The following is a 17,661-nucleotide window of genomic DNA, read 5'->3' on the forward strand; positions in this document are numbered from 1 at the left end:
CGCCTCCGTGGTAACGATACTTTCAGAGTATCGATGGTATGCGAAGGTGGCGGAATTGGTAGACGCGCTAGCTTCAGGTGTTAGTGTCCTTACGGACGTGGGGGTTCAAGTCCCCCCCCTCGCACCATAATCCACGAAGATATTGCTCGCACTGGGCGAAGGTGGCGGAATTGGTAGACGCGCTAGCTTCAGGTGTTAGTGTCCTTACGGACGTGGGGGTTCAAGTCCCCCCCCTCGCACCAACGAGGCAATATCTCAAAGAAAGAATACTGTGCGAAGGTGGCGGAATTGGTAGACGCGCTAGCTTCAGGTGTTAGTGTCCTTACGGACGTGGGGGTTCAAGTCCCCCCCCTCGCACCAATATTCTTCCCTCTCCCGGCATTATCCTCTCAGTTTAATATCCACAATCATCAGCATTATTCCGCCGATCAACGCGACACACGATGGCAGCAGGATAAAATGGCGCAATTGACGATGCCAGATCATCGCCGCGGACATCAGCATGCCCACCGCGACCAGTACCCGCCATACGTCAGCCGACACTCCGGCATACCCGAGAGCGACAATTAGCGCGCCGGGAATCATCACTCCCCAGCCGCTTCCTAATGCTCGCTGCAGCATGGTTTCACCTCTCACAACGATAATGATAACCAATATCATATGATAATCTTTATCATTTGTCATTTGCGACGTGCTCTGCCCCTTTTTCTTTACGTTCGCGGTAATGACATACATTCATGAAGGTGATAAATTAAGCGGATTATCGATATATATTAAATATTTTGCTTATTTTGCAAATAACCTTTTTTTGCACATTGTTATCAGACTCTTCATTTTTGGCTTTCATCATTTTGAAATTTAACGACTAATAATGATTCTTCCGATATGACTGCACAAACCTGGCGAGCACACTACGCACAAAAATATCAATATTCCTTACGGCTTTTTTTACTGCTTAATTTCATTTCTTCCTCGCTGTCGCTGGTGACCCCCCTATTTACGGTAGTTCGTTTTACGCTGCCCTGCGCCCTGATCGTCGTCTGCAGCGGGCTGCTGCTGCTCTGGCACTGGAAATGGCCGCAATCGAAAATAAATATTCCCACTATCTCGTTGTTATTTGGCATGCTATGGGCATGGCACGTAGTGACAAAAGCGATGCTATTGACACCACCGCATTTTAACTATCTGGTGATCGCCCTATTAAGCATTCTGTTTATCGGCACCATCGCTTTTTCCAATAATATCACTGCCTTTACCCTCCACTCTTTACCAACTTTCCTTGCCTGCCTGATAATGGCGGAGGGGGAACAATGGTTGCGTATGACTTACTGCTTTATGCTGCCTATAGCCGGTATTACCCTGCAAAATATTATCCAGAAGCGCAGCGATGCCTTTACGCAGGGTTTAATGGATAAACTGATGCATGAACGCAATACGCTCAACGATCTCAGTATGCTCGATCCCCTGACCGGTTTGTATAATCGCCGCGGACTGCAGAACCGCCTCGATACCCTGCTGGCGCTGGACGGCGACAACCACTACGTGCTGCTCCTCGATATCGATCACTTCAAGGCCTATAACGATCACTATGGTCATATGATGGGTGACCAGGCGCTTATTCGCGTCTCTGCTGCCATTCGCAACGCTGTACGCTCACGCGATATTGTCGCCCGCTTTGGTGGAGAGGAGTTTATGGTGCTGCTGACCAATAGCAGCGAAGAAACGGCCTGGAAGACAGCCGAACGTATACGTCAGCGGGTCTATGACCTGAAGATCCCGCATATGTTTAATGAAAGCGTCGCCACCAACGTCACCATCAGTATTGGCCTGACGCCGCTCATTAATGACAACATTGAACAAGCGCTGGCGCGCGCCGACGGCGCACTCTATGAGGCAAAAAATAAAGGCCGCAACATTATTCTTGCCAGTTGACCTGCGCGCGCTGCGACATCGCGGCGCCGATAAAAGCCTTGCCATGCCGCCTGCAAGCAACTAATATCAGTAATCATTATCATTTAGATTTGTATCTGGAAATCGAATGGCCTGGCGTTCCCTTCCTCTCAGCGATGAACTTATCTGGCGGGCTCCTTTGCCGACGGCTGAGCATGCCCTGGCGGAGAGTATTCGGGAAAAAATCGCCACCCTGCGTCCACACCTGCTTGATTTCCTGCGACTTGACGAACCCGCCCCACGGCACGCGTTAACGCTTGCCGAATGGTCGCAACCCATCGCCTTGCGCTCCCTGCTGGCCACCTGGTCCGATCATATCTATCGTCATCAGCCGACGCTGCCTCGGGAACAGAAGCCTCTGCTCTCGCTCTGGGCGCAATGGTATATCGGTCTGCTGGTGCCGCCGCTGATGCTGGCGCTGCTCAATGAACCGCAAGGCCTCAGCCTGGCGCCAGAACATTTCCATGTCGAATTTCATGAAAGCGGCCGGGCGGCCTGCTTCTGGATTGATGTGCATAGCGATGCCGATATCGAGAGGCTTTCACCGCAGGCGCGAATGGATGCCCTGGTAACGCGCACCCTGCAGCCGGTTGTTGAGGCGCTGGCAGCGACGGGCGAAATCAATAGCAAACTTATCTGGAGCAATACCGGCTATCTGATTAACTGGTATCTTGGGGAAATGCGCGCGCTGCTGGGTGATGAGCGGCTTGCCGCGCTACGTCAGCACTGTTTTTTTGAAAAACAACTCGCCGATGGCCAGGATAACCCGCTGTGGCGAACGGTGATGCTGCGTGAAGGGCAGTTAGTCCGACGCACCTGCTGTCAGCGCTATCGCCTGCCGGATGTCCAACAGTGCGGCGACTGTACGCTTAAATAATTACCACTTACCTGAAAAGTAACGGGCGGCCTTTACCGCCCGTTGCTATTTATGCGGTCTGTTGACTCTCCTGCTCCGCCCGCTCGGCCTCTTCCGCTTCCTGAGCAAGCAGCTGTTTCTCATATACCTTAAAGAATGGGAAGTAGATGATTGCCGACACGCAGGCCAGAACAATGACCAGAATCGCCGCCCGGAAATCCCAGCCCAACGCCCAGGCGCCGCCAATTGGCGCTGGCGCCGTCCATGGTACGACGGAGATGACGCGGCCAATCAGATCCAGCTTCATTGCCGCCCAGGCCAGCACCGCGTTCACCATCGGCGCCAGCAGGAACGGAATAAAGAACACTGGGTTCATGACGATAGGCGTCCCAAAGATCACCGGCTCGTTGATATTGAACAGGCTTGGCACCACGCTCAAACGACCAATGGAGCGCAAATGCGCTGAACGGCTGCGCAGATAACAGAACACCAGTCCCATGGTCGCCCCGGAACCTCCGACCACGATAAAGAAGGTCCAGAACGCCTCCATAAAGATATGCGGCAGAGGCGCGCCCTGGGCCAGCGCCTGCTGGTTCATACCGAGGTTAGTCAGCCAGAACATCTGCAGCATCCCGGACACGATCGCCGCACCGTGGATCCCGGCAAACCACAGCAGGTGGCCGATCAGCACCGCCAACAGAATTGCCGGCAGAGAGTCGGCTGCCGAAACCAGCGGCTTGAAAATGGCCATAATGGCCTGCGGGATCAGCATGTCAAAATGGTGCTGGATAAACAGGCTCAGCGGATAGAGCGTCAGCACGACCACCAGCACCGGGATCAACAGATCAAACGAGTTTTTGATCATCGGCGGAACCTGGTCCGGCAAGCGGATCCCAATGTTGTGCGCTTTCAAGAAACGCATCATCTCCACGCAGTAGATCGCCACCAGAATGGCGGTAAAGATCCCGGTCCCCCCGAGGCTAGCCACCGGCAGCGTGCCATTGGTTTTCGGCGCGGCAATCAGCAAAAAGGCCATGATCGACAGCATTGCGCACATAAAGGGATCGAGCTGATTGGATTTCTCGTAATGCTTACCGAGGTTATAGGAGATTGCCGCGCAGATGTAGATCGACATGATCCCCATCGTCATATCAAAGGGGGTCAGAATACGCCCCTCAAACTCTTTCGCCAGATCCAGCCAGGCGCGGGCAAAACCCCAGGTGGTATCCGGTGAGAACGGTGGATAAGCAAACACTAACAGGAACGATCCGACGATCATAAACGGCATCGCTGAGATAAATCCGTCACGGATAGCCATGACGTGGCGCTGCGACGAGATCCGCCCTGCTATGGGGCTTATGTAATTTTCTACAAAGCGAAATATCAAATTAAACGCAGCATGGTTAGCAGACATAGTAGCCCTCCTGACAGGCTATTGATACTGGCCCAACAACGATTACCCTGCCGTTACGATGACCGCTTTTTGACGCAGCAGGCCGCTGGCGGATGTGCAACCGGCTATACTGCTCATGAGGCAACGATTCATACACGGCTCTTTTGTTATAAATAAAAGGAGAAGTGACTGTTCCAGTATTCATCTCAATGCAGATAACCGCAACCGGTTACAGTAACCGGTTACGGTGATTGTGAAGGAGATCGACAAAATAGAAAGAATCTGGATTGTCCGCGCTGATATTTACACTCCGCCAGGCTTGTGACAGATTTAACCAGGCTTAAATCAGGAGAATCCAATGAGTCTGCAGTCTGTACGGCAGTTTTTTGCCGAACACGCCCCCGATATCGAAATTATTGAGTTAAATCAGAGTACCGCCACCGTCGCACTTGCTGCTGCCGCACACAACGTTGAGCCGGGGCAAATTGCCAAAACGCTGTCGCTCAAGATCAAAGATAAGATTGTACTGATCGTCGCCAGGGGCGATGCGCGGCTGGATAATAAAAAGCTGAAAGAGACCTTTGGCGCGAAAGCACGCATGCTAAGCAGCGATGAAGTGGTTACCTGGACCGGTCATCCGGTCGGCGGCGTTTGCCCGTTTGGTCTGGAAAATCCGCTGGCAGTCTACTGCGACGTCTCTCTCAGACATTATCAGGAAGTACTACCCGCAGCGGGAGCCATCCATAGCGCGGTTCGCATTGAACCAGAACGCATGGCGCAGCTCACCGATGCAACATGGGTAGATGTGTGTTTATAGCCGCATTACGCTACCTGTTTAACGGCGCTGGTCGTACTATTGAGCGGTAAATGCAACAGGATATCCGCCGCGTTTAATAAACCAATGTCTGAGCGAACTCCGAGCTTGGTCATGGCGTTAAACTTATGCGCGCGGATCGTTTTAATATTCCGGTTGAGCTGTATCGCAATATCAGAAAGCGAATATCCCCACGACATATACCGAAGGATGGCGTGCTCCGTCGGGCTTAGCGGATCGTTGCACGCCTCTCTGCCGCAAAATTGTTCGCTGCCGCTGAGATGATTGTCCAGTAGCTGTAGCAAACGCTCCTGTAGCCCGCGTCGCGGCGCGGATTTATTCAGTATGCCGTGCAAACAGGCCGGCATAAGATGGCCGATCAGGTGCATTTCACTTTCATTATTAGCCAGAATAATCGTTTGGACTTCCGGCCGGCACCGCGCCATTTCATGAACAAAGAGCAGGCTCTCGGCTCGTGAAGAACGACTTCCCGAAAGAGAAAAAATAATGGTTGACCAGGGAAACGGTATTTCCGCCGCCCTGAGCATACTGACATTTTTAAACAGATGAATATGATAACGGCGATTATCTTCACGACTAAAGGGTGATGCTGCCAACTTACTGATTTAGTGTATGATGGTGTTTTTGAGGTGCTCCAGTGGCTTCTGTTTCTATCAGCTGTCCCTCCTGTTCAGCTACTGACGGGGTGGTGCGTAACGGCAAAAGCACCGCCGGACATCAGCGCTATCTCTGCTCTCACTGCCGTAAAACATGGCAACTGCAGTTCACTTACACCGCTTCTCAACCCGGTACGCACCAGAAAATCATTGATATGGCCATGAATGGCGTTGGATGCCGGGCAACCGCCCGCATTATGGGCGTTGGCCTCAACACGATTTTCCGCCATTTAAAAAACTCAGGCCGCAGTCGGTAACCTCGCGCATACAGCCGGGCAGTGACGTCATCGTCTGCGCGGAAATGGACGAACAGTGGGGATACGTCGGGGCTAAATCGCGCCAGCGCTGGCTGTTTTACGCGTATGACAGGCTCCGGAAGACGGTTGTTGCGCACGTATTCGGTGAACGCACTATGGCGACGCTGGGGCGTCTTATGAGCCTGCTGTCACCCTTTGACGTGGTGATATGGATGACGGATGGCTGGCCGCTGTATGAATCCCGCCTGAAGGGAAAGCTGCACGTAATCAGCAAGCGATATACGCAGCGAATTGAGCGGCATAACCTGAATCTGAGGCAGCACCTGGCACGGCTGGGACGGAAGTCGCTGTCGTTCTCAAAATCGGTGGAGCTGCATGACAAAGTCATCGGGCATTATCTGAACATAAAACACTATCAATAAGTTGGAGTCATTACCCGACTAAAGATATAGCGCCATGCCATTTCCGTCATCACGCATTTTTCTACGATGGCGACATGGCGGGTTGTACTATTTTTTTCCATTCCATTTGCTCCCCGTAAGCTGAATTGATATTCAGCTCTTGCATTCCCTGCGCGCTGTTGATCCAGGCATACATTTCAGCGTTGCTGCGTAGAGATAAGCGACGCATTGCGCTGTTTTTCTGCGCGCTGATCGTCTTATTACTCTTTTTCAACAGCGCGGCGATCTGGTTTATTCCCCACCCCTTCGCCAGAAGGCGCAGAACTTTACGCTCTGAAAGAGTGAGCATCGCCGCAGAGTGGTAGCTTGCGAAATCGCTGTCCTCATCCCCGGCAAACAGCGTACGGCTAATCTGTTCAGCCGCACGGCTACCGGCGCAAATCACCTCAATCAGCCGGTTAACCGGCTCGCTCTCGGAGATCAACGAGCTTTCAGGACGAATTAATAGCTCAACGGCCAACGGATAGAGGCTGTCGCTGACCATAAAAACCCAGTGAATATCACGGTACTGGGTCATGAGGGAGTAATAACGCTCGCAGACGGCTCGGGGGTGCGCAATCTCGCCGGAGATATCCGCGACAACCAGCACCGCCCGCCGCAGTTGTAAAAGGGTGAGCTCATCATGAGAACGACAAAAACTCAGTTCGTAATCAGGGAGGTTCTCATTGAAGATCACCTTTAACCCTGATTGCATGACGGGAATTTTACTAATAACGACGCCAAACTTACCTTGTCCTGGTAACATAACACCTCCGCTTCCTGTCGAAGTTCCTTCGCTTGCCTGCAAACGATCGGCGAGCGACTTTATCGCCATATCATTTCCTGGATGAATATTAAAATCATATTCATGGCCTGCGCACACGATATACGTAACGACCGAACCGTGGTCATACCGTGTAAAATATTATTGCCGTGTATACTTGCGATTAATATTAACACAGACGTTCCTGCGCTAATAAATTAGAAAAGATAAAAACATTATTTAGCAAAAATAATTTCAGTACTGAACATTATGAAGCATTATCTTTAATTGTTTCTCTAAATGCTTTGGGTGACATACCGCTATAGCGACGGAAAAAACGCGAAAAATAGGCTGCATCGCTAAACCCCAAATAATCAGAGAGTTGTGTAATCGTCATGCGGGTGTACTGCAGATTGCGTCGCGCTTCAAGCATCAACCGCTGATGCAATACTCCAAGAGCGCTACAGCCATAAAACTCACGACATAAATAATTTAAGTGCGTAACCGACAGTCCAATCAGCTTCGCATACTCCGCCAACGGGAGATGCTGTCGGTAGTGGCTCTCGATAAGGCGGGCGAAGTGACGCATCATGCTGCGCTTCCGCTCCGCTTTATCTTCCGCGGGGGACGCGGGATGGCACTGTCGGTTCAGCCAGACCAACAGCGTCCCCAGCAGCGAATAGAGCATCATTTCTCGCGCATCGTGCTCTTCGCAGTACTCCTCGCGAAGCGCTGAAAACAGCGTATGCATGCGCCCGCGAGAACGGCCCACCGGCACACACTGCGGCACGCTAAGCACATCCAGAGGGCGACCGAACTGATTTTCAAACCGGCTCAGCAGCGGCAGCGCCAGAGAGAGCACAAACCCTTGCGTCCCGGGTGAAAAATTAAACCCGTGAATACAGAGGGCGGGAACCACCTGGATGCAGGACTCCGTCATCACCGCGGTGGCGCCTTCAATTTCGATCTCCGCCCGCCCCTGATGCAGATAGAGAAGCTGGACCATTTCCGCATGCTGATGGACGCGAATATGCCACTGATACAGGCTGCTGCGCTGTAAAATCGACTCACAGTGCAGCAGGTCCGGCGTCGGCCAGCCGCACTCTTCGCCATACAGCTTAAATACGGGCACGGTTTGAACGAACGGCATGATGACTCCTCTTAATTCAGGCGACACGCTCCATGGGCAAGCCCACGTAGTTTTCCGCGATGGTGGTCAGCCCGGCGCGCGAGCCCAGATAGTAGCGGCGGTCGGCGGCCTGCATTTTAGCGTCGAACGCGTTCTGATCCGGAAAATCATGCAGCAGGCGGGTCATAAACCAGCTAAAGCGTTCCCCTTTCCAGACCCGATCCAGCGCCAGTTGCGAGTAGGCCGCCAGCAGATCGCTGCGGCCACGATGGTAGTATTCGCGCAAAATCCGCCACAGATAGTTCACGTCCGATGCCGCCAGATTTAATCCTTTCGCCCCGGTTGGCGGAACGATATGCGCCGCATCCCCCACCAGGAACAACCGCCCATATTGCATCGGCTCCACGACGAAGCTACGCAGGGGGGCAATGCTCTTCTCAAGTGAGTGACCAGTCACTAACCTGGATGTCAGCTCTTCCGGCAAGCGGCTTTTCAGCTCCTGCCAGAAGCGCTCGTCCGACCATGCTTCAACCTTATCGCTCAGCGGAACCTGCAGATAATAGCGGCTGCGAGTCAGTGAGCGTTGACTGCACAATACAAACCCCCGCTGATGGTGCGCATAAATAAGCTCCGGATTGACCGGCGGCGTATCCGCCAGCAGGCCTAGCCAGCCAAACGGCCACACGCTCTCGTAGGTCTGCAAAATGCCAGCTGGAATACTTTGCCGCGATACGCCGTGGAAACCGTCGCAACCGGCAATAAAATCGCACTCCAGACGGCAGGTTTCCCCTTCGCTGAGGTAGGTGATCGTCGGCCGGTCGCTTTTGGCGTCATGGATAGCCACCTCGCTCACGCCATAGACGATCGGCGCACCGCTGGCGGCCCGGGCAGCCATCAGATCGCGGGTTACTTCGGTCTGGCCATAAACCATTACGCTCTTACCGTCGGTTAGCTCGCTCAGTGCGACGGGCACCCGCTGGCCGTCAAACAGAAACTCCACCCCATGATGCACCAGGCCTTCGGCATCCATCCGCTGCGCCACGCCCGCTTCGCGTAGCAGATCGACGGTGCCGCTTTCCAGAATTCCCGCGCGGATGCGCCCCAGCACATACTGCGGCGTTTGACGCTCAAGGATCACGGTATGGATCCCGGCGTTGTGCAGCAACTGCCCCAGCAGCAGCCCGGAGGGGCCCGCGCCAATAATCGCGACCTGTGTCTTCATAGGGATGTCTCACTCTTGCAGGGTTAATTATTTGTATAATTTTTGTTTAATAAAAGTGCTTTTCTGCATTTTTGATAAGTCAGTGGGGAAAAAGAAGGGATGAATGGCGACAAAAATTGCACTTTTCACCAAACTGGCAAAAGTGTGGGATGCTTCAAATTCTGCCGCCCCGCAGACTGGGAATTTTTGCACATTATTTGATCCCACCCCCCTCAGCCGCCACTGCGCTTCAGGTTAAAGTATCGGCAGATACCAGGCGTCGTGAACAATAGAGGAAGTATGCAGGTTGATCGGACACAGCAGCGGGCAATCACACGTTTATGCATCCAGTGTGGTCTTTTTCTGTTACAGCACGGCGCCGAGAGTGCGCTGGTGGAGGAACTGTCAACACGTCTCGGGCTGGCGTTGGGGATGGACAGCGTTGAAAGCGCCATCTCTTCGAATGCCATCGTCCTGACCACCATTAAAAATGGCGAATGTCTTACCTCTACGCGCAAAAATGTCGATCGCGGCATTAATATGCATGTGGTGACGGAAGTGCAGCACATTGTGATCCTCGCCGAGCATAAGCTGCTGGACTATCGCGACGTCGAGAAGCGTTTTGCGCAGATCGTTCCCCTGCGCTATCCGCGCTGGCTGCTGGTGCTGATGGTGGGTCTTTCCTGCGCCTGTTTCTGCAAACTGAATAACGGCGGTTGGGATGGGGCGCTGGTCAGCTTCTGCGCAAGCACGGTAGCCATGTACATTCGCCAGGTGCTGACCCATCGCTCCATGCATCCGCAGATCAACTTCTGCATCACCGCCTTTGTCGCCACCACCATCTCCGGGCTGCTGCTGCGCCTCCCGACGTTTGCCAGCACGCCGACCATTGCCATGGCCGCCAGCGTTCTGCTGCTGGTCCCGGGTTTTCCATTAATCAATGCCGTCGCCGATATGTTTAAAGGGCATATCAATACCGGACTCGCCCGCTGGGCGATCGCCAGCCTGCTAACCCTCGCCACCTGCATTGGCGTGGTGATGGCCATGACCGTATGGGGGCTGCGCGGATGGGCATAATCTCATTTATTTTTGCGCTGGCGGAAGACATGCTGCTGGCGGCGATCCCCGCCGTCGGGTTTGCGATGGTCTTTAATGTCCCTCAGCGCGCTCTGCGCTGGTGCGCGCTGCTGGGGGCGATTGGCCATGGCTCGCGTATGATCATGATGAGCGCCGGTTTTAACATTGAATGGGCCACCTTTCTCGCCGCTCTGCTGGTGGGCAGCATTGGCATTCAATGGTCGCGCTGGTATCTGGCGCATCCGAAGATTTTTACCGTCGCCGCCGTGATCCCGATGTTTCCTGGCATCTCAGCCTACACGGCGATGATTTCCGCGGTAAAAATCAGTCATTTTGGCTATTCGGAAGAGATGATGATTTTGCTGCTGAGCAATTTTTTAAAGGCCTCTTCGATTGTGGGCGCCCTTTCGATTGGCCTGTCGATACCCGGCCTGTGGCTGTATCGTAAGCGTCCTCGCGTCTAACCCCGACGTCGCGGTTAATCCGCGACGCTCCTTCCGCGATGGCCTCTGTGCTACTATGTGCAGATCACCCCACTCTTTGCAGTTCAGAGTTGAGATAGAGTTATGTCTTCGCGAATTTTAACCTCCCATTTTAGCGGCCTGGAAGAGTTCCTCCAGCAGCACGCGGCGCTGCTGGCAAAATCGACTGACGGCACCGTTGCCGTTTTTGCCAATAACGCGCCGGCATTCTATGCGCTGACGCCAGCGCGGCTGGCGCAACTGCTGGAGCTGGAAGCCAGGCTGGCGCGCCCCGGCAGCGACATCGCGCTTGACCCGCAGTTTTTCGAGGAGCCCGCCGCGGCGCCGGTTGCGGTGCCGATGGGCAAATTTGCTATGTACGCCGGGTGGCGGCCTGACGCCGATTTTCAGCGCCTGGCCGCGCTGTGGGGCATTGCCCTGAGCCAGCCGGTTACCCCCGAAGAGCTGGCCGCTTTCGTCGCTTACTGGCAGGCGGAAGGTAAAGTCTTTCACCACGTGCAGTGGCAGCAGAAGCTGGCGCGTAGCGTGCAAATCAGCCGCGCCAGCAACGGCGGACAGCCGAAGCGCGATGTGAACAGCGTTAGCGAACCCGACAGCCATATTCCGCGAGGTTTCCGAGGATGAGCATGAAAAACGTTGGCGACCTGATGAAACGCCTGCAGAAAATGATGCCGGCACATATTGAACCGGCGTTTAAAACCGGCGAAGAGCTGCTGGCCTGGCAAAAAGAGCAAGGCCGGCTGCGTTCCGAAGCGCTGGAGCGAGAGAATCGCGCGATGAAAATGCAGCGCACCTTCAACCGCTCGGGGATCCGCCCGCTGCATCAGAACTGCTCCTTTGATAACTATCGCGTCGAGTGCGAGGGGCAGATGAATGCGCTCGCCCGGGCGCGCCAGTACGTGGAAGAGTTCGATGGCAATATCGCCAGCTTTATCTTCTCCGGTAAACCGGGCACTGGCAAAAACCACCTGGCGGCAGCCATTTGCAACGAGCTGCTGCTGCGCGGGAAGTCGGTCTTAATCATCACCGTGGCCGATATTATGTCGGCGATGAAAGATACCTTCGGCAACCGGGAAACGAGCGAAGAACAGTTGCTTAACGACCTCAGCATGGTCGACCTGCTGGTGATCGATGAAATTGGTATGCAGACAGAGTCTCGCTATGAAAAGGTCATTATCAATCAGATAGTTGACCGGCGCTCATCCTCCAAACGACCTACCGGGATGCTCACCAACAGCAATATGGAAGAGATGAACAAACTGCTCGGCGAGCGGGTGATGGACCGTATGCGGCTCGGCAACAGCCTGTGGGTTATCTTCAATTGGGAAAGTTACCGGCACCGCGTTACAGGCAAGGAGTATTAAGAGATTTCCGGGCGACGACGGCGTTATACTAAAGCGATTATTCAGTCACGCTTATGAGTCCGTCTATGAAATCGTTTAAAAATAGCGTTGTTGCCGCGCTTGCCGTTAGCGCGTTTACCCTCTCTGGCGCCCACGCCGCCTCCTGGCAGGATTCCCTTAACAGCGCTGCCAGCCAGCTCAGCGGCAGTAACGCCCAGGCCAGCGGCGGCATGTCCGTCTCTTCGCTAACCAGCCTGCTCAACGGCAGCAGCCAATCCCTGACCGCCAGCAGCATGAATAATGCGGCCGGGATACTGTCATATTGCGCGAAACAGAAGCTGGCCTCCGTGACCAGCGCCGATAACGTCAAAAATCAGGTGCTGGATAAACTGGGGCTTAGCACGCCGGAAAAACAAAAACAGGACACCAGCTATCTGGATGGCCTGCAGGGGCTGCTCAACAGCAAAAACGGCCAGCAGTTGGACCTGAATACGCTCGGCAATAGCTCGCTGGCGAAACAGGTAAAAACCAAAGCCTGCGATCTGGTCTTAAAACAGGGTGTTAATTTCCTCTCCTGATCCTGACTGACAAGGCCGCATTTGTTGCCTTCGCGGCGGCGCCGCGGCCTGAAACGCTTTTTTTGCAGTTTTCCTGTTCCGTTTTCCCATTTCGCCCGATGCGATGCCGATCAAAAAAGGCAACTTCTAAACCAATTCTGAATAACTGCACACTTTCATGACGCTAGAATTGCAGCAAGATGGCGCTGCAATTACAGTGGGGCTTGAAAAGTAATCTGTTCTGCCAGCCGATAACTGGCATTAATGAGGATGAGCTGTGTCAGAGTTGTTATCCATCGCCTTATTTTTAGCTTCGGTGGTGCTGTATGCCTGGAAAGCGGGTCGTAACACCTGGTGGTTTGCCGCCACGCTCACGGTGTTAGGCCTGTTCGTGGTGCTGAATATCACCCTCTACGCCAGTGACTACTTCACCGGCGACGGCATCAACGACGCGGTACTCTACACTCTGACCAACAGCCTGACCGGCGCCGGGATCGGCAAATATATACTGCCGGGGGTCGGCGTGGCCGTCGCACTGGTCGCCGTCTTTGGCGCCCTCGGCTGGGTGCTGCGCCGCCGTCGGCATCATCCTCATCACGTCGGTTACAGCCTGGCGGCGCTACTGCTGGCGCTGGCCTCCGTTGATGCCAGCCCGGCCTTCCATCAGATCAGCGAGCTGGTGAAATCCCAGTCACGCGAGGGCGATCCAGACTTTGCCGCGTACTATAAAGAGCCGTCGAAGCAAATCGACAATCCGCAGCTGAACCTGGTCTATATCTATGGCGAAAGTCTCGAGCGCACCTATTTTGATAACGACGCCTTTCCCAACCTCACCCCTGAGCTTGGCAGAATTAAAGATGAGGCCATTGATTTCAGCAATACCATGCAGCTGCCGGGGACCGATTACACTATCGCCGGCATGGTCGCCTCACAGTGCGGCATTCCGCTGTTCGCGCCGTTCGAAGGTAATGCCTCAGCCTCAGTCTCCAGCTTCTTTCCACAGAATATTTGCCTTGGCGATATTCTGAAGAACTCCGGTTACGAGAATTACTTTGTGCAGGGGGCTAACCTGCGCTTTGCCGGCAAAGACGTGTTTCTTAAATCCCACGGCTTCGATCATCTGTACGGGGCGGAAGAGCTAAAAACTACGGTGGCGGATCCTACCTACCGCAACGACTGGGGCTTCTATGACGACACTGTGCTCGACGAGACCTGGAAAAAATTCGAAGAGCTGTCGCAGTCCGGGAAACGCTTCTCGCTCTTCGCCCTGACGGTGGATACCCACCATCCCGACGGTTTTATCTCACGCACCTGCGAGCGTAAACGCTATGATGTGGACGGCAAGAAAAACCTCTCTTTCAGCGCCGTTAGCTGCAGTCAGGAACATATCGCCGCGCTGATAGAGAAGATTAAAGCCTCACCCTATTTCAAAAACACGGTCATCGTGGTCTCTTCCGATCACCTGGCCATGAAGAACAGCGCCTGGGATTATCTCAACAAGCACGATCGCAGCAATCTGTTCTTCGTCCTGCGCGGCGATAAACCGCAGCAGGAGACCCTGGCGGTGAAACGCAACACCATGGATAACGGCGCGACGGTGCTGGATATTCTCGGCGGCGATAACTATATCGGCCTCGGGCGTAGCAGCCTCTCCGGCCAGTCGCTCTCCGGTATTTTCATGAATATGAAAGAGAAAGTCCTGGCATGGAAGCCTGACGTGATCCGCCTGTGGAATTTCCCCAAAGAAATGAAGAATTTCACCATCGACTCGCAGAAAAATATGATCGCTTTCTCCGGCAGCCATTTCCGTCTGCCGCTGCTGCTGCGGGTATCTGACCAGCGCGTAGAACCGCTGCCGGAGAGTGAATACTCTGCGCCGCTGCGCTTCCAGCTGGCCGATTTCGCGCCACGGGATAATTTCGTGTGGGTCGATCGCTGCTATAAAATGGGCCAGCTGTGGTCGCCTGAGCTGGCGCTCTCCACCGACTGGTGCGTCTCGCAGGGACAGCTGGGGGGTGAGCAGAAGGTCCAGCACGTTGATAAGCCACAGTGGCACGACAAGACCGCCTTCAGGGACACCCTTATTGATATGGAGCGCTATAAGGGCAACGTCGATACGCTGAAAATTGTCGACAACGATATTCGCTATAAGGCCGACAGCTTCGTGTTTAACGTCGCTGGCGCCCCGGAAGAGGTTAAACAGTTCAGCGGTATTTCGCGTCCCGAGTCGTGGGGGCGGTGGTCCAATGCTCAGTTGGGCAGCGACGTGAAGATTGAATATAAAGAGCCGCTGCCGGAGAAATTTGATCTGGTGATCACCGCCAAAGCTTATGGCCCAAACGCCAATAAGCCGATTCCGGTGCGAGTTGGAGAAAGTGAGCAAGTGCTCACTCTGGATAATGACGTGACTACCACGACGCTGCATTTTGACAACCCAACGCGCAGCAACACGCTGATCATCACCCCGCCGGACCCGCAAACCACTAACGAGGGCAATATCCTCGGCCACTCCCCGCGTCAGTTGGGGATCGGCATGGTGGAGATCAAAGTGGTGAAAAGCGAAGGCTAACGCAATCCTGCCCGGCGAATTTTCGCGCCGGGCAGCGGTTGTCGTGGCAGGACGTTAACCACACAGCGGCTGTAGTTCATCAGCCGACAGTCCGGTGATCTTCTGTACCATCTCTTTGTCGAGGCCATTCTGTAACATACTGCCGGCAATGCGCAGCGCCTCGCGTCGGCTGCCTTCCTGCAAGCCCTCCAGGTGCCCTTCTTCCCGGCCTTCCAGTCGGCCTTGTTGCCGACCTTCCTGCTTAAGCTTTTGCGCGATAGACATCAATGTCTCCTCATACTGTGGCAGACGGCGGGCCAGCCGGCGGAGAAACACGCCCGGCTCGGCCGTATTACCGTACTGCAGCATATAGTGAAACAGCATTCTCAACTGCCGACGGTTAGTGTATCCCAGCATCACAACGGCCGCCAACGACTCCGTTATGCCGCTGAGATCGCGCTGGCGAATATGTTTTTGCATCAGCTCCAGCAAGGCGACTCGCCGATGTTGCACGATGTCATCGTCCGGCATCACCGTCACGTCGATCAATGGAAACTGACAGCCATACAGCGTCTTCGCCAGCTGCGGGTCGGCAAATTCATCCAGCCAGTTGAGGGAAAAAGGATACGGACTGGTTGCACCGTGATAAAAAAGCATCGGCACCACCAGCGGCAGCGTTTTGTGCCCGGCATCCAGGTGGCGCTGCATTGCGGCAATCGCATAGCGCATCAGGCGAAAGGCCATATGGCTATCCGGTGAGCTCTGGTGCTCTATCACCACGTAAACATACCCCGTGCCGCAGGTGGTCTGCACCGACCAGAGGACATCTGAATACCAGGCGCGCAGATCCTCATCGATAAAGCTCGCCGATTGCAGCCTCAGGGTAGAGAAATCGCACCGCTGACGGATCGCTTCGGGAAGGTAGAGGGTGAGGAAATCAGTCGCTGTCTCCGGGTGACGAAGAAATCGCTTAAAGACCGCATCGTGCGGCGTCGAGGTCATCCATTTTTTCATGGCCATCCGCTTGCCTGAAAGAGAAGGTAAGCCGGACTCTATCACCGGTTTTTACCCGGTTGGGTTTGACGACAATTTTCTGGGAAGCGCCTCGGAGAATAGCATGGCGGCCAGCCCGGCTGGCCGCCATCAACACGGCTTAGTAATCAAACTGCCGGTAGTAACGGCGGATATTGAGGTCGTGGCCGGTATGGTGTTCAAAGTGGGCCGCCAGCCGGTCCACCAGCAGGGTGGACACCACGCACGGCGCCATAACCCAGCGGAACGCGTCATCAATGCCGTTCAGCGGATAGTCGCGCGGGTCGATAACCACCAGATGGTCAGTTATTTTTTCGGCAAAACGCTCGACGCGTTCGTCCAGCGCCCGGCATCTCCCCTCGCCTTTCACCAGAAACAGCGGAACCTCTTTTTCCAGCAGCTCCAGGGTGCCGTGGAAAAATTCAGCGGAGCTCACCGACTTCGTCCGCTTCCACTGCATCTCTTCGAGAATACACATTGAGAACAGATAGACCTCGCCCCACATTTCCGCGCCGCCAATCCACATCATATAGTCGCAGTCATGGTATTGCGCGGCAATGCTATCCGCTCGGGGATCGAACTGGCGTTTCGCCTGCAGGAGATTTTCCGGCAGTAACTCGAGCTGGCTGGCAAATCGCGCATAATCAGCAAACTCGCCGTGACGAAAAATGACGCGGAAGAATAACCAGTACAGCAGCATATATTCATATTCCACGCCATTTTTGTGGCACATCGGAATATGCCAGCTGGCGGCGGCAGCCAATGGCGAGTCGGCGTGACGAGTAATAGCTACCACGCGGATCCCCTGTGCCTTGCACCATTCGGCAATGGCGACCGACTCTTTGGTATCGCCGGATTTAGATAACGTAACGACAACCGCATCTTTATTTAATTTTTTATGTCCGCGATGGATTAACTCCGCGGCCTGTTCAAGATATACCGGCACGCTGGTTAATTCTTTGGCAAATTCATTAATTGCCATCATCGGCGCCAGGGAACCACCTACCGAAGCAAAAAATAATGCGCTACAGCCGCTGTCATAAATATCGTCGGCTACGGTTTCAGCCTGTTTACGCGCAGCGATGATCTCGCGAGCACTGGTCAGGTACTCGTCCTGATTAAAACCCAACATAGTTTTCTCC

19 protein-coding genes, 3 tRNA genes and 1 pseudogene are annotated in these 17,661 nt (G+C 54.2%); 14 read left to right on the forward strand and 9 right to left on the reverse strand.

The window, feature by feature from the left end; all coding sequences use genetic code 11:
- Positions 1-40: 40 nt before the first annotated feature.
- The 3 genes from KB890_RS10765 (at position 41) to KB890_RS10775 (ending at position 360) form a co-directional block, all read left to right on the forward strand.
- Positions 41-127: transfer RNA gene (locus KB890_RS10765), tRNA-Leu, on the forward strand.
- A 28-nt stretch (positions 128-155) separates the two neighbouring features.
- Positions 156-242: transfer RNA gene (locus tag KB890_RS10770), tRNA-Leu, on the forward strand.
- A 31-nt stretch (positions 243-273) separates the two neighbouring features.
- A tRNA-Leu gene (locus KB890_RS10775) sits at positions 274-360 on the forward strand.
- A gap of 21 nt (positions 361-381) precedes the next feature.
- Here the strand turns inward: KB890_RS10775 and KB890_RS10780 are convergent.
- A complete protein-coding gene (locus KB890_RS10780) occupies positions 382-621 on the reverse strand; it encodes a DUF1435 domain-containing protein (RefSeq protein WP_002887654.1) in 240 nt (79 codons plus the stop codon).
- Positions 622-691: 70 nt separating this feature from the next.
- On the opposite strand from KB890_RS10780, the gene KB890_RS10785 reads away from it, so the two are divergent.
- The 3 genes from KB890_RS10785 (at position 692) to fhuF (ending at position 2,827) form a co-directional block, all read left to right on the forward strand.
- Positions 692-862 carry a hypothetical protein gene (locus KB890_RS10785; protein ID WP_004221147.1) on the forward strand — a complete coding sequence of 57 codons (171 nt, stop codon included), beginning with the start codon at positions 692-694 and terminating at the stop codon, positions 860-862.
- 23 nt (positions 863-885) lie between these two features.
- Positions 886-1,932, forward strand: a complete 1,047-nt coding sequence (locus tag KB890_RS10790; protein WP_002887653.1) for a GGDEF domain-containing protein — start codon at positions 886-888, stop codon at positions 1,930-1,932.
- A 106-nt stretch (positions 1,933-2,038) separates the two neighbouring features.
- Positions 2,039-2,827 (forward strand): siderophore-iron reductase FhuF, encoded by a 789-nt coding sequence (gene fhuF, locus KB890_RS10795; protein ID WP_002887652.1) that lies wholly within the window; start codon positions 2,039-2,041, stop codon positions 2,825-2,827.
- 49 nt (positions 2,828-2,876) lie between these two features.
- On the opposite strand, the gene KB890_RS10800 is transcribed toward fhuF, so the two are convergent.
- Complete coding sequence (locus KB890_RS10800; protein WP_020323850.1) at positions 2,877-4,220, reverse strand: PTS sugar transporter subunit IIC; 1,344 nt, start codon at positions 4,218-4,220, stop codon at positions 2,877-2,879.
- Positions 4,221-4,557: 337 nt separating this feature from the next.
- Between KB890_RS10800 and KB890_RS10805 the strand changes: the two genes are divergently transcribed.
- Positions 4,558-5,016 carry a YbaK/EbsC family protein gene (locus tag KB890_RS10805; protein ID WP_004151383.1) on the forward strand — a complete coding sequence of 153 codons (459 nt, stop codon included), beginning with the start codon at positions 4,558-4,560 and terminating at the stop codon, positions 5,014-5,016.
- 5 nt (positions 5,017-5,021) lie between these two features.
- Here KB890_RS10805 and bglJ read toward each other — a convergent pair whose 3' ends face one another.
- A complete protein-coding gene (bglJ, locus tag KB890_RS10810; RefSeq protein ID WP_022631534.1) occupies positions 5,022-5,630 on the reverse strand; it encodes a DNA-binding transcriptional activator BglJ in 609 nt (202 codons plus the stop codon).
- Positions 5,631-5,671: 41 nt separating this feature from the next.
- On the opposite strand from bglJ, the gene KB890_RS10815 reads away from it, so the two are divergent.
- Positions 5,672-6,369 (forward strand): IS1-like element IS1B family transposase gene (locus KB890_RS10815; protein ID WP_095033700.1). Its coding sequence is split into 2 segments (ribosomal slippage): positions 5,672-5,921 and positions 5,921-6,369, totalling 699 coding nucleotides; the frame shifts between segments, so codons are not numbered across the junction.
- Between the two features lie 14 nt (positions 6,370-6,383).
- Here KB890_RS10815 and KB890_RS10820 read toward each other — a convergent pair.
- The 4 genes and pseudogenes from KB890_RS10820 to pobA form a co-directional block, all read right to left on the reverse strand.
- Positions 6,384-6,470 (reverse strand): annotated as a pseudogene (locus KB890_RS10820) (bgl operon transcriptional regulator BglJ); the annotation flags it as partial.
- Positions 6,431-7,153 carry a helix-turn-helix transcriptional regulator gene (locus KB890_RS10825; RefSeq protein ID WP_002887645.1) on the reverse strand — a complete coding sequence of 241 codons (723 nt, stop codon included), beginning with the start codon at positions 7,151-7,153 and terminating at the stop codon, positions 6,431-6,433. The gene KB890_RS10825 and the pseudogene KB890_RS10820, both read right to left, overlap by 40 nt.
- Positions 7,154-7,418: 265 nt before the next feature.
- Complete coding sequence (locus KB890_RS10830; RefSeq protein WP_002887643.1) at positions 7,419-8,300, reverse strand: helix-turn-helix domain-containing protein; 882 nt, start codon at positions 8,298-8,300, stop codon at positions 7,419-7,421.
- 16 nt (positions 8,301-8,316) lie between these two features.
- Positions 8,317-9,501 carry a 4-hydroxybenzoate 3-monooxygenase gene (gene pobA / locus KB890_RS10835; RefSeq protein WP_004146057.1) on the reverse strand — a complete coding sequence of 395 codons (1,185 nt, stop codon included), beginning with the start codon at positions 9,499-9,501 and terminating at the stop codon, positions 8,317-8,319.
- A 279-nt stretch (positions 9,502-9,780) separates the two neighbouring features.
- Here pobA and KB890_RS10840 point away from each other — a divergent pair, with 279 nt between their 5' ends.
- From KB890_RS10840 to opgB, 6 genes are all read left to right on the forward strand, one after another.
- Positions 9,781-10,557: a threonine/serine exporter family protein gene (locus KB890_RS10840; protein WP_016946263.1), complete on the forward strand. Its 777-nt coding sequence runs from the start codon at positions 9,781-9,783 to the stop codon at positions 10,555-10,557.
- The gene (locus tag KB890_RS10845) at positions 10,548-11,021 is read left to right on the forward strand and encodes a threonine/serine exporter (protein ID WP_002887631.1); all 474 of its coding nucleotides are present in this window, start codon (positions 10,548-10,550) and stop codon (positions 11,019-11,021) included. Before KB890_RS10840 ends, KB890_RS10845 begins: the two co-directional genes overlap by 10 nt.
- 102 nt (positions 11,022-11,123) lie before the next feature.
- The gene (gene dnaT, locus KB890_RS10850; RefSeq protein WP_004178536.1) at positions 11,124-11,663 is read left to right on the forward strand and encodes a primosomal protein DnaT; all 540 of its coding nucleotides are present in this window, start codon (positions 11,124-11,126) and stop codon (positions 11,661-11,663) included.
- 2 nt (positions 11,664-11,665) lie between these two features.
- Complete coding sequence (dnaC, locus tag KB890_RS10855; RefSeq protein ID WP_002887623.1) at positions 11,666-12,403, forward strand: DNA replication protein DnaC; 738 nt, start codon at positions 11,666-11,668, stop codon at positions 12,401-12,403.
- Between the two features lie 65 nt (positions 12,404-12,468).
- On the forward strand, positions 12,469-12,960 hold the full coding sequence (locus tag KB890_RS10860) for a YjjA family protein (protein WP_004177504.1): 492 nt from the start codon (positions 12,469-12,471) through the stop codon (positions 12,958-12,960).
- 256 nt (positions 12,961-13,216) lie between these two features.
- Entirely contained in the window at positions 13,217-15,508 is a 2,292-nt protein-coding gene (gene opgB, locus KB890_RS10865) for a phosphatidylglycerol--membrane-oligosaccharide glycerophosphotransferase (RefSeq protein WP_020323861.1), read from the forward strand.
- A 54-nt stretch (positions 15,509-15,562) separates the two neighbouring features.
- On the opposite strand, the gene KB890_RS10870 is transcribed toward opgB, so the two are convergent.
- Positions 15,563-16,507, reverse strand: a complete 945-nt coding sequence (locus tag KB890_RS10870; protein ID WP_020323860.1) for an Rpn family recombination-promoting nuclease/putative transposase — start codon at positions 16,505-16,507, stop codon at positions 15,563-15,565.
- Between the two features lie 133 nt (positions 16,508-16,640).
- Entirely contained in the window at positions 16,641-17,651 is a 1,011-nt protein-coding gene (locus KB890_RS10875; RefSeq protein ID WP_015959384.1) for an SIS domain-containing protein, read from the reverse strand.
- Between the last annotated feature and the right edge of the window lie 10 nt (positions 17,652-17,661).

It is taken from the genome of Klebsiella sp. P1954, assembly GCF_018199955.1.
In the GTDB taxonomy this organism is placed as follows: Bacteria; Pseudomonadota; Gammaproteobacteria; order Enterobacterales; family Enterobacteriaceae; genus Klebsiella; species Klebsiella pneumoniae.

What these genes read in the sequence shown, in the direction of transcription:
- KB890_RS10780 (WP_002887654.1), bottom strand. Translation starts at nt 621, where the DNA reads ATGCTGCAGCGAGCATTAGGAAGCGGCTGGGGAGTGATGATTCCCGGC.
- KB890_RS10790 (WP_002887653.1), top strand. Translation starts at nt 886, where the DNA reads ATGACTGCACAAACCTGGCGAGCACACTACGCACAAAAATATCAATAT.
- fhuF (WP_002887652.1), top strand. Translation starts at nt 2,039, where the DNA reads ATGGCCTGGCGTTCCCTTCCTCTCAGCGATGAACTTATCTGGCGGGCT.
- KB890_RS10800 (WP_020323850.1), bottom strand. Translation starts at nt 4,220, where the DNA reads ATGTCTGCTAACCATGCTGCGTTTAATTTGATATTTCGCTTTGTAGAA.
- KB890_RS10805 (WP_004151383.1), top strand. Translation starts at nt 4,558, where the DNA reads ATGAGTCTGCAGTCTGTACGGCAGTTTTTTGCCGAACACGCCCCCGAT.
- KB890_RS10825 (WP_002887645.1), bottom strand. Translation starts at nt 7,153, where the DNA reads ATGTTACCAGGACAAGGTAAGTTTGGCGTCGTTATTAGTAAAATTCCC.
- KB890_RS10830 (WP_002887643.1), bottom strand. Translation starts at nt 8,300, where the DNA reads ATGCCGTTCGTTCAAACCGTGCCCGTATTTAAGCTGTATGGCGAAGAG.
- pobA (WP_004146057.1), bottom strand. Translation starts at nt 9,501, where the DNA reads ATGAAGACACAGGTCGCGATTATTGGCGCGGGCCCCTCCGGGCTGCTG.
- KB890_RS10840 (WP_016946263.1), top strand. Translation starts at nt 9,781, where the DNA reads ATGCAGGTTGATCGGACACAGCAGCGGGCAATCACACGTTTATGCATC.
- KB890_RS10845 (WP_002887631.1), top strand. Translation starts at nt 10,548, where the DNA reads ATGGGCATAATCTCATTTATTTTTGCGCTGGCGGAAGACATGCTGCTG.
- dnaT (WP_004178536.1), top strand. Translation starts at nt 11,124, where the DNA reads ATGTCTTCGCGAATTTTAACCTCCCATTTTAGCGGCCTGGAAGAGTTC.
- dnaC (WP_002887623.1), top strand. Translation starts at nt 11,666, where the DNA reads ATGAAAAACGTTGGCGACCTGATGAAACGCCTGCAGAAAATGATGCCG.
- KB890_RS10860 (WP_004177504.1), top strand. Translation starts at nt 12,469, where the DNA reads ATGAAATCGTTTAAAAATAGCGTTGTTGCCGCGCTTGCCGTTAGCGCG.
- KB890_RS10870 (WP_020323860.1), bottom strand. Translation starts at nt 16,507, where the DNA reads ATGGCCATGAAAAAATGGATGACCTCGACGCCGCACGATGCGGTCTTT.
- KB890_RS10875 (WP_015959384.1), bottom strand. Translation starts at nt 17,651, where the DNA reads ATGTTGGGTTTTAATCAGGACGAGTACCTGACCAGTGCTCGCGAGATC.